General features: G+C 36.2%; 14 protein-coding genes and 1 riboswitch. Of the genes, 11 read left to right on the top strand and 3 right to left on the bottom strand.

Annotation, left to right across the window (positions count from 1 at the left end; genetic code table 11):
* Window positions 1–155 precede the first annotated feature (155 nt).
* The 10 genes from ulaA to B2C77_RS08150 all read left to right on the top strand — a co-directional run bounded on the left by ulaA (window position 156) and on the right by B2C77_RS08150 (window position 11,229).
* Window positions 156–1,433 carry a PTS ascorbate transporter subunit IIC gene (gene ulaA / locus B2C77_RS08105; RefSeq protein ID WP_077703162.1) on the top strand — a complete coding sequence of 426 codons (1,278 nt, stop codon included), beginning with the start codon at window positions 156–158 and terminating at the stop codon, window positions 1,431–1,433.
* A 6-nt stretch (window positions 1,434–1,439) separates the two neighbouring features.
* Window positions 1,440–2,135, top strand: a complete 696-nt coding sequence (locus B2C77_RS08110; RefSeq protein ID WP_077703163.1) for a tryptophan synthase subunit alpha — start codon at window positions 1,440–1,442, stop codon at window positions 2,133–2,135.
* 218 nt (window positions 2,136–2,353) lie between these two features.
* Window positions 2,354–2,788, top strand: coding sequence for a universal stress protein (locus B2C77_RS08115; protein ID WP_077703164.1), 435 nt, complete (start codon window positions 2,354–2,356; stop codon window positions 2,786–2,788).
* Between the two features lie 173 nt (window positions 2,789–2,961).
* Window positions 2,962–3,888: a c-type cytochrome gene (locus tag B2C77_RS08120; protein WP_077703165.1), complete on the top strand. Its 927-nt coding sequence runs from the start codon at window positions 2,962–2,964 to the stop codon at window positions 3,886–3,888.
* Between the two features lie 222 nt (window positions 3,889–4,110).
* Window positions 4,111–4,926: a sulfite exporter TauE/SafE family protein gene (locus B2C77_RS08125; RefSeq protein ID WP_077703166.1), complete on the top strand. Its 816-nt coding sequence runs from the start codon at window positions 4,111–4,113 to the stop codon at window positions 4,924–4,926.
* 14 nt (window positions 4,927–4,940) lie between these two features.
* Window positions 4,941–6,338 carry a bifunctional metallophosphatase/5'-nucleotidase gene (locus B2C77_RS08130; RefSeq protein WP_077703167.1) on the top strand — a complete coding sequence of 466 codons (1,398 nt, stop codon included), beginning with the start codon at window positions 4,941–4,943 and terminating at the stop codon, window positions 6,336–6,338.
* Window positions 6,339–6,559: 221 nt separating this feature from the next.
* A complete protein-coding gene (gene yunB, locus B2C77_RS08135) occupies window positions 6,560–7,333 on the top strand; it encodes a sporulation protein YunB (RefSeq protein ID WP_077703168.1) in 774 nt (257 codons plus the stop codon).
* 47 nt (window positions 7,334–7,380) lie between these two features.
* A riboswitch (Lysine riboswitch) is annotated at window positions 7,381–7,561 on the top strand.
* 161 nt (window positions 7,562–7,722) lie between these two features.
* Window positions 7,723–9,279 carry a Na+/H+ antiporter NhaC family protein gene (locus tag B2C77_RS08140; protein WP_077703169.1) on the top strand — a complete coding sequence of 519 codons (1,557 nt, stop codon included), beginning with the start codon at window positions 7,723–7,725 and terminating at the stop codon, window positions 9,277–9,279.
* Window positions 9,280–9,593: 314 nt separating this feature from the next.
* Complete coding sequence (locus B2C77_RS08145) at window positions 9,594–11,123, top strand: sodium-dependent transporter (RefSeq protein WP_077703170.1); 1,530 nt, start codon at window positions 9,594–9,596, stop codon at window positions 11,121–11,123.
* A 1-nt stretch (window position 11,124) separates the two neighbouring features.
* On the top strand, window positions 11,125–11,229 hold the full coding sequence (locus B2C77_RS08150; protein ID WP_077703171.1) for a methionine/alanine import family NSS transporter small subunit: 105 nt from the start codon (window positions 11,125–11,127) through the stop codon (window positions 11,227–11,229).
* A 199-nt stretch (window positions 11,230–11,428) separates the two neighbouring features.
* Here B2C77_RS08150 and B2C77_RS08155 read toward each other — a convergent pair whose 3' ends face one another.
* Window positions 11,429–12,352 carry a M23 family metallopeptidase gene (locus B2C77_RS08155; protein WP_077706864.1) on the bottom strand — a complete coding sequence of 308 codons (924 nt, stop codon included), beginning with the start codon at window positions 12,350–12,352 and terminating at the stop codon, window positions 11,429–11,431.
* Between the two features lie 388 nt (window positions 12,353–12,740).
* Entirely contained in the window at window positions 12,741–13,274 is a 534-nt protein-coding gene (locus tag B2C77_RS08160; RefSeq protein WP_077703172.1) for a YhcN/YlaJ family sporulation lipoprotein, read from the bottom strand.
* A 135-nt stretch (window positions 13,275–13,409) separates the two neighbouring features.
* On the opposite strand from B2C77_RS08160, the gene B2C77_RS08165 reads away from it, so the two are divergent.
* The gene (locus tag B2C77_RS08165; RefSeq protein WP_073010949.1) at window positions 13,410–13,685 is read left to right on the top strand and encodes a YutD family protein; all 276 of its coding nucleotides are present in this window, start codon (window positions 13,410–13,412) and stop codon (window positions 13,683–13,685) included.
* Window positions 13,686–13,696: 11 nt separating this feature from the next.
* Here B2C77_RS08165 and B2C77_RS08170 read toward each other — a convergent pair whose 3' ends face one another.
* Window positions 13,697–13,951: a hypothetical protein gene (locus tag B2C77_RS08170; RefSeq protein WP_077703173.1), complete on the bottom strand. Its 255-nt coding sequence runs from the start codon at window positions 13,949–13,951 to the stop codon at window positions 13,697–13,699.
* Window positions 13,952–13,970: the final 19 nt, after the last annotated feature.

The raw sequence follows: 13,970 nt of genomic DNA on the forward strand, positions 1-13,970 counted from the left end.
AGAATAACCTTTGTAAAAGGACTTGTAGTTATCTAGTAGTTGTAGAATAGAAAAAATAATCTTTAAACAATTTGCCAAATTATAGCTATAAATCGTAATTCCCAGTACTTTCAAGTTAATAATTTCACAAATACAAACGAAGGAGAGATCAGCTAATGGATTTCATTATGTATCTAATTGACAATATATTCAGTCAGGCAGTGTTTGTAATTGGAATTGTTGTGTTAATCGGGTTATTGGTGCAAAAGAAAAGCTTTGATAACATTGTTTCCAGTACAGCTAAAACAATGATCGGCTTTTTGCTTATTAATACTGGAGCACAATCACTAGGAATATCTTTATTACCTTTACAGCCAATGCTTAGTAAAGTATTTCATTTAAATGCAGAAGTACCAACACTTGCTGAAGCTCAAATGGAAAGCTTTGTTGCAATTGGTACTGAAATGGCACTTATTTTTGCGTTAGGATTCATTATTCATATTTTATTTGCACGAATGACCCCATTTAAATACGTACATTTGTCTGCTCATGTGTCTTTTTTCTATGCTGGTTTAATCGCAGCTTTGTTAAAGTTCGGTACGAATATGGGATTTGTCCCACTTGTATTAACTGGTTCACTTATACTCGGATTTTATTTAACGTTTACTTGTTCTTATGTAGCGCCGCTTATGAAAAATATTAAAGGTGGAGAAGGATTCACGTTGGGGCATTCTAGTTCTAGTGGTGTTTGGATTGCAGCAAAGCTAGGCGGGGTGTTTGGTAATAAAAAACGTGATTTAGAAGATATTAAGATTCCAAAAATGTTAAATTTCTTGCGTGAAATGACGATAGCGCTAACAGTTATTATGTTTTTATTATTCCTTGTTGTATCCATTATCTCTGGTCCAACTTGGGTTATGAAAAATATAAGTGATGGGAGAGATGTTTTTTCTTTCTCTTTATTAAATGGCTTGCAATTTGGATTGTGGATTACTGTTATTTTAGCTGGTGTAAGAATGTTATTAGCTGAAATCATACCTGCATTTCACGGAATTGCTGATAAAGTTATTCCGAATGCAAAACCTGGCTTAGATGTACCACTTTTATTCCCAAATTACCCGACCTCAGTTATTGTAGGCTTTTTAACGAGCTTAGTTGCGGGATTTGTTGGGATGATCATCTTGGCTTTGATCGATTATCCAATTGCTGTTTTTCCAGCATTAATACCAACATTCTTTACTGGTGCTGCTACGGCAATATTTGGGAATTCAACAGGGGGAGTTAGAGGTGCATTGATTGGTTCGTTTGCCAATGGTTTAATTTTAATTCTTGGTCAAGCATTTCTTCTTCCACAAGTAGGGTCCTATGCATCTATTATGCGCATACTTAGTGAAACTGACTATGCTTTGTATGGGCCATTACTAGGTTTGTTACTTAAGTTGATTGGAGGCTAATATATTATGAAACAACTTGCATTGTATCTGCCGTGCTGTTTTCCAAATGAAACAAAATTTTTTGATGTTTTAAATCTTATGGAGAAATATAAAGTTGACATTTTAGAGTTGGGTGTTCCAGTCACCAATCCTCATATGGATGGGGCAGTTATTAGGGAAAGCCATCAACAAGTGTTAAATCAAGGGTTTAATAAAGCCGATTTTAAACAAATATTAGCTAGAATAAAGGAACAATATTCTTTTAAAGTAGTGGTTATGACTTATGCGGAAGGGCTTATGGAGTACGATTTATTAACTTCCTGTAAAAATAAAATGGACGGTTTACTATGTGTTGATAGAACTGTTACTATAGAAGATTTTCATTCACCTATACAGATTTATAATGAGGAAATGACTGACGAAGTACTAAAAGAACAGTTGGAACATAATCGTTTATTCGCTTATTGTATGAGTGGCATTGGTAAAACGGGTAGCTTTAATCATGTGCCAAATAATTATATGGATACAATGAAGCGGATAAAGACGTTTAGCTCGATTCCTGTTTATATTGGATTTGGCATCAAAGATCAAAGAGACGTAGCTAGTGTGTTTGCAAACGGTGCAGATGGAGCAATTATTGGTTCTTATTTTGTGAACTTGGTAGCAACTTCTACAATGGAGCACATTGAAAACTATCTCAGCGAACTAAAGTATATTCGATAAATAAATGGGTATTGGTATGTTATTTTACAGCTTGTAGATTGCTTATATAGTATTCTGCGAGCTTTTTTATATTGTATACAATCGTCATAATTCATAAGGCGTTTAGTGTTTACTTTTGAATACTTATAGGTTTCGACAATGATTTTGTTAAAGATAACCATTATATATGTTATGATGAAACTAGGTAGAAAATGTTAGCTAAGGGGGAGTAGCATAGTATGAGTGCAAATATTCTAGTAGCTTATGACGGTTCGGAACTAAGTAGAAAAGCAGTAGAGGAAGCGAAAAAGCAGGCTAAACTTGTTGATGATGCAACAGTACATGCGGTAACTGTCATTACTCACGCTGGGCCAACAGCTAATGCGGCACTTGCTCGCAGTTTTATGGGTGAAATGGCAGAAGAAATTCGTCCATCAATGGAAAGGATACGAGAAGAATTTGAAGAAGAAGGTATTCATTGTAAATCGGAAGTGTTGTTAGATTATTCTTTTCGTAATCCAAGCTCTCAAATTGTAGAGTATGCAAAAGAAAATAATATAGAATTGATTATTTTAGGTAGTAGAGGACTAGGTGGAGTAGGTCGACTTCTGTTAGGAAGTGTCAGTAGTCAAATTGTTCAACATGCAGCGTGTAAAGTACTTATTGTGAAATAGAGCAAATGGTGGAGCAAGGGATTATTCCCTTGCTTTTTAAATTTACAATGTCAATATTTTTGCTCACCAAATTAGGGAAATGTTAATTTTGTGGAAACGTTTTCTGAAATGGCGCTATGTATCCTACATATATGTTACGCTTAAAGTGACTAGATGAACAAGGGGGATGCATAATGAAGAGAAGTAGAATAAAATGGCTATTGTTCATGTCACTTGGAATGTTTTTAATCTTATTTACAGCGTGTAGTAATAGTGAGACAGAAAGCAATGAGAAAACAGGAGAACGAGAGGGGGAGTTAGCGTATAATCCTCCTTCTATGGAGGAGTTAGATGCGGATGATCCGATGACTTCTTACATTCAAAAAGGTGAAAAAATATTTAACGAGACGAACACTGTATTATCCGAAAGAGTAGGGAATGAATTATCCTGTGCAAGCTGTCACGCGGATGGGGGGGTAGCCCCTTCCTCTTCTATGGTAGGTGTGACGACACAATTTCCGCAGTATCGACCAAGAGAAGGCGTAGCATTTACAATTGAAGACAGAATTAATGGATGTATGATAAGAAGTATGAATGGGCAGAAAATGGATTATGATAGTGAAGAAATGCGTGCGCTTACAGCTTACTTAACGTATATTTCAGAAGGAATTGAAACCGGTGAAGATATCCCGTGGCGAATGCAAAATACGATGGAGGAAATTCCAGAGCCTAATGTAACTAGGGGAGAAGGATTATACGAGCAGAAAAATTGCTTGAGTTGTCATGCCACTGATGGTTCTGGAACCGGAGCAACAACTGGACCAGCCTTGTGGGGAGATAATTCATTCAATGATGGAGCGGGTATGAGTAGGCTGAGTAAAATGTCTGGGTATTTAAAAAATAATATGCCTCCAAATGAAGACGACACGTTAACAGATCAAGAAGCAGCTGATATCGCAGCTTTTCTGTTATCAAAAGAGCGACCAGAGTGGAAAGGACATGACTCAGATTGGCCAAATGGAGGAAGACCTTCAGATATCATAGATAAAGAACGTAGAGAAAAAATTCGTGAAGGCACATTTAATTGGGCTGATATTGAGAATGTTATTCCTGCTAAATAATGCATGAGAGCTGTATTTACTTTATCCCAAAGTATAAATACAGCTCTTTTAAATGCGTTTATATTTATCCCAGATAAGCTATTATAGACCGTAATCCCATTATGAGAAGGGCATACCCGAGCTAATTATACGAGATGAAAGTTTATCTTTCTAAAAATCAGTGCTAGGATAGAGAAAGAGAAAAACTTTTACACTGGCTTTCGCTAGAAGAAGGGGGCAAAGATGGTATTCATTCTTTGTTTAGCAATAGGGATAATAACAGCGCTGGTTGGTGCTCTGATGGGGTTAGGTGGAGGACTTGTTCTGATTCCAAGCTTACTATGGTTACATCAATTTTTAGATGCATTCGCGTGGGCAACGCCACAAACTGTAGTTGGAATTTCCCTTGTAGCAATGGTATTCACGGCATTATCTTCAACAATTGCTTATGTAAAAACAAAACGGATTGATTATAAAGCAGGTTTGTGGCTTATTTCAGGGAGTATTCCTGGAAGTGTTTTTGGCTCTTGGCTCAACAAGTTTATGGATACAGAGCCGTTTTTATTTTACTTTGGAATCGTTATGATCGCAGTGTCCATGTTGTTTTTTATGAAACGAAAGATAACCTCGCAAGTTGAACCTAAAAATCAAAGTTTACGGAGTTTTTATATAGACGGTAAAACGTATTATTATCATTTTTCGGCTTGGATAGCCTTTGTGTTGTCGCTAGTTGTAGGGATTCTTTCCGGCTTGTTTGGTATTGGTGGTGGATCAATCATGGTTCCCGCTATGATCCTTTTATTTGGTATACCTACGCATGTAGCTACAGCGACATCTATGTTTATGATTTTATTTATTAGTCTAATTGGAGCTAGCACGCATATTTCACTTGGTCATTTGGAATGGCAATATGCGCTATTCTTTATTCCAGGAGCATGGATTGGTGGAAAATTAGGTGCCATGATCAATCAACGTTTGACTGGAAAAGCGCTTGAATGGATTTTGCGCATTTTATTAATTATAATTGGTATTCGAATGATTTTCCAAGGGCTGTCATAAGGAGTATTTGTAAAATGGAAGAACAAATCTATTTTTATTATACGAACGATTTACATAGTAAGTTTGATCATTGGTCCCAAGTATCGTATTTTTTAAAGCAATCGAAACGTCGTTGTGAAAGAATAGGCGATTCGTGCTGGACGGTAGATATTGGTGATCATATGGATAGAGTACATCCAATAGCAGAAGCATTTAAGGGGCAAGCAAATACTGCTTTATTAAATGAAGCTGGTTACGATATCGTTACACTTGGTAACAATGAGGGCATTACTATTTCTCATGATGAGCTCCATGCATTATACGGTGAGGCGAAATTTACAGTAGTTTGTGGGAATCTACATAATACGATTGGAAAAGCACCAAGCTGGCTACAGTCTTATAAAATAGTAACTTCAAAACAAGGGGTCAAAATTGCTGTGTTAGGACTCACGGCGCCTTTTAATGCGTATTATGAGTTGCTGGGCTGGCATGTTTCTCCGCCTTTAGAACAGTTGGAGCACTTGTTAGATACTGTGAACCGTGAAGCGAACATCATTATCGTTTTATCTCACTTAGGATATAGTGAGGATTGTGAAATAGCCCGTCGATTTCCAAATGTTGATGTAATTATAGGTGGACATACACATCATTTGTTAAAAAGTGGTGAACGTGTGAATAATAGCCTTCTTACTGCTGCAGGAAAAAATTGTTACTATGTTGGTGAAGTCAGTTTAACATGGGATCATAAGCAAGGTAAATTAAAAAACAAACAGGCACACACGACAAATATTAGCCATTTGCCAAAAGACCTAGATACAGAAGAATTGCTAGTAGCGTATGAAGAGCAAGCAAAAATTAGATTGTCGGAACCAGTTGTTCAATTATCCAGCTGTTTAAAAGTGAATTGGCGCAAAGTAACTCCAATTTTACAAGCTTTAACAGCAGCGCTAAAAGAGCAAACAGATGCTGATTTTGCTATGCTAAATGCGGGTGTATTACTAGAAAGCTTGCCTAAAGGAGTTGTCACATACGGGGACATTCACCGTATTTGTCCACATCCGATAAATACATGTGTCGTTGAATTAACTGGAAGTGAAATAGTAGAAGCTATCCGTTCTTCTTTAACAGAAGAATTTATGGAATTTCAGTTAAAAGGGTTTGGTTTTCGCGGGAAAATGATAGGTAGAATGGCTTTTTCAGGTTTAACACCGCAATTAGAGAAATTAAAAGATGGAGCAGTATTTGTTAAACAAGTATGTCAAACAGAGGGCGTTCCATTACAACCGAATCAAATGTATACATTGGCTACCGCTGATACGTTTACGTTTGGAAGATTAATTCCGGAAATTGCACGTTCGGAAATGAAAAAATACTATTTGCCAGCATTTCTGCGGGATATATTGGCACAAACTTTAAGACGTATGTATGGGTGATGTTTTTTAGCATTCCACCAGTCTGTGAAGCTCCTGCTTTAAGAAAGCCTGTATAGTAAGAGATAACACTATTTAAATTTTATTTCTTCTTTAAAAATTCGTGGGGCAGAAAAGAAACGCTCATGAATGAAAGATACACTTTATATGAAACATGGAATGATAGAATTTTTCATTCTAATCCTCCTTTAGCATACATAGACTTGCTTTGAGGAGGTTTTTTGATGAAAAAGCGACCAAGAAGGAAATTACGAACAGACTCCCCTTTGAAAATAATATTATTGTTGACGACAATTGCTTTTGTTCTTTTGACCTCCCTTAGTATTTTAATTGTTGATAAAGGGATAACTCCTCCTTTGATGGAGATAGCAAATCAAAAAACAAGAGAATTTGCTACGAGAACGATTAATGAAGCAGTGAAATCGACTGAAAATATTAGCTTTGATGATTTAATGGAAGTTAATTCGGAAAATGATGTATCTATTGTCGGGTGGAAATCCGCTGCTGTAAATCGTGCGCTTCGAGCGGCTACCAAACGAGCAGAATACTTTTTGTACGGTATGAATAAAGGGCAAACATTGGATACAGAAGATCCCGACATGCCACCACAGGATTATGGAGATACAGCAAATGAGTTAGCGGATAAAGACCCTACAGTTGTTGAGATTCCAATAGGTCAAGCTACTGGGAGCACGATTTTAGCAAATCTAGGACCTAAAATACCGGTTCATTTTGAAATTGTTGGTAGTATTCAATCAGATGTGGAATATATTATGAAAGACTTTGGGATCAATGCTGCTTTAATAGAAATATATATACCAGTGACAGTAAATGCACAAATTGTTGTACCGTTTAGTACGGAGTCAGCAGAAATTCGTACGAAGGTATATGTAGATTCTCGTGTAATTATGGGCGATGTTCCACAATTTTACGGAGGTGATGGTGAAAACGCACCTAACATTTCCGTTCCCAAAGATGACTTGAATCGAGACAATTAAAATGTTATAATTACTTTTATAAATAGAATATTTAAACCTTATCAGATCGGTGAGGTAGAGGTGCAGTATATAAGAGTAGTCTATTGGAGGATGACAACGATGAAGGTAGATGAAAGGATATATTGCCGAAGCAGTATGTAAGGGTCGCACTTCGTATTGCTGGTATGCTTTTGAATAAGAGGTATACTGTCATGCAGCAAGCAACATGCATGGAGAACTACTGATCGAAATGGAGGATAACGTATATTGTAAAGACAATGGTAGGTTATTTTCTATCATTGTCTTTTTCTATGTTTTAACTTAAAAAACTTCAATTCACTTATCCCCTCTCTCCTTGAACAGTATGTTTCCTTGCTCGATTGCAACCAATTTTTATGGAGGTAACCGGAATGGAAGGAACAATTTTTTCACTTATCCCAGCAGTTTTGATGCTGGTACTAGTTCTCTTAACGAGAAATGTTTTATTATCTTTAGGAACTGGAATTGTAGTAGGCGCGCTGCTTATCCATAATTTTTCTGTTTTAGATTCATTCCACGAGATTTGGACACAGTTTTATACCATTTTTGTCTCTGATGGAGCACTAAATACTGGGAATATTCTATTGCTATCATTTTTAATATTATTAGGGATGATGACTGCTTTTTTACAAGCGTCTGGAGGAAGCAAAGCCTTTGGTGATTGGATGATAAAAAAAGTAAAAACTCGCTCTGGAGCTCAGGGAATGAGTGCATTCTTAGGGTTAATTATATTTATAGATGATTATTTTAACAGTTTGGCCGTTGGTCAGATTGCCCGCCCACTTACAGATCGACATAAAGTTTCCCGAGCTAAATTGGCCTATATCATTGACTCGACATCTGCACCTGTCACAGTTATATCTCCTATTTCTAGCTGGGGAGCATATATCATTGGAATTATGGGTGGCTTATTTGCTGCCAACGGAATTACATCATTGGAGCCTTTGGAAGCTTTTGTTAAAATGATCCCCTATAATTTATATGCAATCGCAGCAGTTTTAGCGGTTTTTTTAGTTGCTTATTTAAAAGTAGATATTGGTCCAATGCGAAAACATGAAAAACGTGCAATGGAAACAGGTGAATTAATTGATCCAAAACAGGATAGTGTACCAGGAGATTTAAGTGACACGTTTACAGCACATCAAAATGGGAGAATTTATCATCTTTTATTACCTATTGGTGTACTAATTGTAGCAACAGTGTCTTCAATGATTATTACTGGCGCAATGGCTACAGAAGGTAACATCAATTTACTTACTATATTTGCAAACACTAACGTAAACTTATCCTTGTTTACTGGTGGTGTAATTGCAGTATTAACCTCCTTTTTGTTCCATCTTAGCCAGCAAAAACCGAGAAATTCAAGCTTAAAGATTGTTTTAGAAGGTGCCAAAACAATGATGCCAGCAATTTATATTCTACTCTTGGCTTGGATGATAGGTTCTATTATTGGGGTTTTGGAAACGGGTGAATATTTAGCTGGTATCGTAAACGATGCCTCGTTAAACCCTGCTTTATTGCCATTTTTGTTTTTCATTATTGCTGGTTTTATGGCACTTGCAACAGGAACATCTTGGGGAACGTTTGGAATCATGTTACCGATTGCTGCGGAAGTAACAAGTATTACAGATATGGAAATGCTATTACCATCTATGGCGGCGGTATTAGCTGGTGCTGTCTTTGGAGATCATTGTACACCGATATCGGATACAACTATTCTGTCAGCTACGGGAGCAGGAGCGAATCATATTGATCATGTGATGACACAACTTCCTTACGCTTTAATTGCAGCTTTAGCTGCATCTATTGGTTACATTTTAGTTGGACTTACAAATCAAGTGTTACTGCCTCTACTAGTGTCACTATCCATTATTATTGCCTTTGCTACCATTATTCATTTTGTGAGAAAAACAAAAACGGTCCAATAAGTGTATGGAAGTGAAAAGCCTCTAAGGTTTCGACGCTAAGAAATCAAAAACTTCTTAGCGTAAAGCCGAAGGAGGTTTTTTGCATTATAGGAAAGCATAAAAGCTTAAAGGTTTATGGCTAGTATTATCTCTCAACATATCGACTGGTCATTTTTAGTGTGTTTTTTAGTATTCCATATAATGGGCATAAATATTTTTTGACATATGCATGAAGTGCCGTTATAATACAAACATAAATATCTGAAAAAACCAAACTTTTAAAAGATTTCTTCTTTCTAAATTTTTTAGACAGAAGAATAAAGGGGGAAAAAGATATGGAAACACGTTCGCAGTGGGGAACAAGAGCAGGATTTATTCTGGCAGCCATTGGTTCAGCTGTGGGATTAGGGAATATTTGGCGTTTTCCTGCTGAAGCTTATGGCAATGGTGGAGGTGCCTTCTTTATTCCGTATTTATTTGCCTTATTAACAGCTGGTATTCCTATTTTAATCATGGAATTTACGATGGGGCAAAAATACCGCGGTTCTGCTCCATTAACGTTTCGAAAAATGAATAGGAAAACCGAATTTATTGGCTGGTGGGCAGTGCTGGTGGCGTTTGTGATTTCTACTTATTATTCTGTTATTATTGCCTGGGCAATATCTTATGCCTATTTTTCTATTAATTTATCCTGGGGGGCGGATACAGAAGGTTTTTTATTTAATGATTATTTAAAAACAGTTGACCCAGGACAGATAGGGAATTTGGTTCCTGGGGTATTTATTCCACTAATTTTAGTCTGGATTGTTGTCTTGTTTATCTTGTTCCGCGGTGTGAAAAAAGGAATTGAAATTGCGAATCGCATTTTCATTCCTACATTAGCTATTATATTTTTAATTATTGTTATTCGCGCGGTAACATTGGATGGAGCACTCCAAGGTTTGCAAGCCTTTTTCGAACCAGATTTTAGTAGTATTTTTTCAGGTGAAGTATGGGTCGCTGCCTACGGGCAAATATTTTTTAGTCTATCGATCGCATTTGCAATTATGATTACGTATTCAAGTTATTTACCTAAGAATTCAGATATAACAAACAATGCATTTATTACTGGGTTTGGAAACTCTAGTTTTGAATTACTTGCAGGAATAGGCGTCTTTTCGGTACTTGGATTTATGGCAGGTCAATCCGGTGTAGCTGTAGATGAAGTTGTTTCGGATGGTGTTGGTCTTGCATTTGTTGTTTTTCCAGCCATTATTAATGAGTTTCCTGGCTTAAATGGATTGTTCGGTTTCTTGTTTTTTGCATCTTTGGTTTTAGCTGGGTTAACATCGTTAATGTCCATTTCGGAAACATACATTGCTGGTATATCTGATAAGTTTAATATATCCCGTGGAAAAGCAGTCCTGTTTGGAGGGGGGATAGCTGCACTTATTTCGCTCATTTATGCAACACAAGGTGGCTTGTTCTTCCTTGATACGGCAGATTATTTTATTAATCAATTTGGTGTAGCAATGCTTGGTTTAGTAGAAGTTGTATTAATTGCTTGGTTACTTCGCCAAGTGAAAAATTTGAAAAACCATGCGGATGAATTATCTGATATTAAGTTAGGCTGGTGGTTCCCGGTTAGTTTAAATGTTATTACACCAATTGTATTAGGATATATGATGTTCGATATATTACGGTTAAATATATTGAAGTTATTTGATACACCAACAGGTAATTATGAAGGTTATTCTGATACATTTATTTTATTTGGAGGTTGGTCAGTTGCTGCCGCAGCACTAATTATAGGTGTCTTTATGGCTGCTACAAAATGGCGTTCCAAAGAGGCTAAAGGTTATTCGGATCAAAGGGAGGCTAAATAATATGAGTTCCAGTGCTATCTTTGTCATGATCTTAGGAATGGTAATTATTTGGGGGGGACTTGCAGCAAGTATTACTTATGCAGTAAGAAAATCAAGACAAAAATAAAAGCGGATGGGATAAAATAAGAAAGTATGCAATTGAATAAAGACTTGTTTTGAAGCAAGTGCTTTATAAAACCCTCTATTTAAAAAGATGAAAATGAAGTGATCAGAATGATCATGTGAATATAAAAAAAAGATGTTATTGGGAAATGCCAACAATACAAGGCGATGTAGCTTTGTATTGTTGGCATTTTAAAAGCATATCATTTATCCTTTTGTTTTGTCATGCGTTCCCACTTTTTCAAGTACGGATATGGATCAAAAGACCATTCGCTATACCCATTATCTTTATACATACCATAGTGTAAATGTGGTGGGAATTTTCCCGAAGTACCAGGTGGCCCATAACCAGTAGAACCGACTCCTCCAAGCACATCACCTGGCTTCACAACTTTCCCTACTTCAATATCATCTTCATAGCCACTCATGTGACCATAGTAATGGTAAATATTATATATATCTCTTATTCCAATGCGCCAACCACCGTATAAGTTCCAACCCATCATTTCCACTACCCCATAAGTGGTTGACTTCACAGGAGTACCATAATCGGCAAAAATATCTGTCCCCTCATGAATTCTTAAGCCACCAAACCCTCTTCGATCTCCCCATGTACTGCGATAACTATAATTATAAGATGTAGACACAGGGAAATCTCGTTGAAGTAACTCAATGTCTTGAAATTTTTTAAAGACTTTAGCTGTATTCATAATGGTTTGGACAGTTAAATCTCGATTATAGTAATTCCATAGAGCAATCTTAATATCATCTTTTGTTTGTCCGTGCTGCAAAATATAGTTTCCCATTGTATAGAGAACATCTTCAGGATTGGTCGGGTCAGCTATTTGATCGCCGTTGCCATCTTTTCCATAACCATTAAAAAAACGTATGAGTCGTTCATCATTAATCATTGCTGCATTACCGAGGCCAAACCAAGCTTCTGTAGGCATTTCAATAGAAATCACTTGTTCATCATCAGCATCTTTTTTTGCGTTTCGTTCATAGTTATCAATGGCAGCAAAATAATACCATGGAATTTGTGTTACTGCTTCTGTTTTTTTAAATAATGCCATTCTTTTTTTATAAATAGAATCACTATCTGCTTTTGCAAGCGTAGGCGTAAGCATAATGGAAAGTGTAAATAATAAAAACGTTATAACAATACGGTTGATAGACAATTTTTTCACCCTTTTGATCCACGATAGGAAGTATAAAAATTTTATGTATTGTAGTAGTGTTTCATCACTATAAAGACTTAGAATAAGTCAATCTTTTTGCATTTTGAACTATAAATTGTATTGGGTTTAACTTTTCCTACAATCTTCTTTTATATACAAAATTAGCTGAAAAAATATTTTTATCCTTCCGAGTGTTTTAGCAGAGAAAATTTTTGGGATTCGAAAATTTGATGGATGGTATATAAAAAGCTAGCCATCATCTTGAAAGCAATGATGTGGCTTTCTATAGTGTGCAATAAGGACAAACGGTTTGACGTTTGTCCCATTCTACAAAAGTTTATTTTGAATTTTTCATTTCTTTAATGATGTTATTAATGGTGTTGTCGTAGTCGTCTTCAGAAGTTGTTGAATTATGCAAGCTTTGAATGTCATTAATTAAGTTTGTGTTATCAGTAGAATAGATATCAAAGTATCTTGGCAAGATGGAAGCGGCAGTTTTCTCTGCCATTTGTGATGCTCTTTCTTTATCGAAATCATCTGCCTTTTCATAGGCGATGAGTACTTCTTCATCCGTTACTAACGTAGCAGCTTCCTTAAAAGCATCTGACCTTAACATGTTACGAGTAATCATATCAGCCATCTTTGTACGGTCAATACGCATGGAGTGCTGTTTTTCTTTATCATTATCAATTTGTTCTTTTGAATAACGAACATAGCCCAGTCTGTTATCTGAGTCATTATCTGCAGGAGCTTCTTTATTTGGGTCAAGTTGGTTTTGTATACGTTCTCTTTCATTTGTGGCAGTATTATTATCCATACAACCAGTGGCTAAAAAGAGAACGGATAGACTGATTGGAATTATCCTTTTCATTGTTTACCCTCCATTCTTTTAAAAGATCATTATTAGTTTGTTTATTCGAAACTGAAATCATAACTGTTTTTTTCTGGAGCGTTTAGGTAAAAGGTGTTAAACTGAAAAGATACCGATGTTAAAGGGGAATCGAGTATGGTTGAACTTTTTGGAAAAACGTATGAGTTAATTGAAGATCATAAAGCTGGGTTTCAGGAAAGTGTTGTAAAGGAGAGGTATTCTGATATTTTAGCTAAATATGATTATATTGTTGGTGATTGGGGATATGATCAATTACGGCTAAAAGGTTTTTATGATAATAGGCACGTGAAAGTTCCAGTAGATACTAAAATTGATACATTGGATGATTACCTATATGAGTATTGTAATTTTGGTTGCGCTTATTTTGTATTAAAAAAAATGGAGCAGTAGTGAAAGCATCTCTACTGCTCTTTTTCATCATGAATAATATGAGAGCCTGGCGCCCTTCTGGGAACGTTTTCATGCTGTTTGCGATCTGGATAAACAAAGGCGCTATCTCTATGCTGTCCTTCTTCCCATGAAGTTGATTTCCCTTCGACAGCTGTATCGCTATGAATAGAAGAGCCAAAAGCTCCTTCTGGAAATTCTTCGGGTATTAAACGATCATGGGAATGTTTTACATTTGAAAAGTCACTATAGTCTTTTTTCTTAACCACGTTTTTTCACCTTCTTTAT

Origin of the sequence: Virgibacillus dokdonensis (assembly GCF_900166595.1) — a bacterium.
GTDB classification, from domain to species: domain Bacteria; phylum Bacillota; class Bacilli; order Bacillales; family Amphibacillaceae; genus Virgibacillus; species Virgibacillus dokdonensis.

Bases quoted from the DNA above. Each gene is read 5' to 3' on its own strand.
- B2C77_RS08140 (WP_077703169.1), top strand. From the start codon at position 7,723: ATGGAAGGAACAATTTTTTCACTTATCCCAGCAGTTTTGATGCTGGTA.
- B2C77_RS08150 (WP_077703171.1), top strand. From the start codon at position 11,125: ATGAGTTCCAGTGCTATCTTTGTCATGATCTTAGGAATGGTAATTATT.
- B2C77_RS08160 (WP_077703172.1), bottom strand. From the start codon at position 13,274: ATGAAAAGGATAATTCCAATCAGTCTATCCGTTCTCTTTTTAGCCACT.
- B2C77_RS08125 (WP_077703166.1), top strand. From the start codon at position 4,111: ATGGTATTCATTCTTTGTTTAGCAATAGGGATAATAACAGCGCTGGTT.
- B2C77_RS08155 (WP_077706864.1), bottom strand. From the start codon at position 12,352: ATGCTTACGCCTACGCTTGCAAAAGCAGATAGTGATTCTATTTATAAA.
- ulaA (WP_077703162.1), top strand. From the start codon at position 156: ATGGATTTCATTATGTATCTAATTGACAATATATTCAGTCAGGCAGTG.
- B2C77_RS08120 (WP_077703165.1), top strand. From the start codon at position 2,962: ATGAAGAGAAGTAGAATAAAATGGCTATTGTTCATGTCACTTGGAATG.
- B2C77_RS08165 (WP_073010949.1), top strand. From the start codon at position 13,410: ATGGTTGAACTTTTTGGAAAAACGTATGAGTTAATTGAAGATCATAAA.
- yunB (WP_077703168.1), top strand. From the start codon at position 6,560: ATGAAAAAGCGACCAAGAAGGAAATTACGAACAGACTCCCCTTTGAAA.
- B2C77_RS08130 (WP_077703167.1), top strand. From the start codon at position 4,941: ATGGAAGAACAAATCTATTTTTATTATACGAACGATTTACATAGTAAG.
- B2C77_RS08115 (WP_077703164.1), top strand. From the start codon at position 2,354: ATGAGTGCAAATATTCTAGTAGCTTATGACGGTTCGGAACTAAGTAGA.
- B2C77_RS08110 (WP_077703163.1), top strand. From the start codon at position 1,440: ATGAAACAACTTGCATTGTATCTGCCGTGCTGTTTTCCAAATGAAACA.
- B2C77_RS08145 (WP_077703170.1), top strand. From the start codon at position 9,594: ATGGAAACACGTTCGCAGTGGGGAACAAGAGCAGGATTTATTCTGGCA.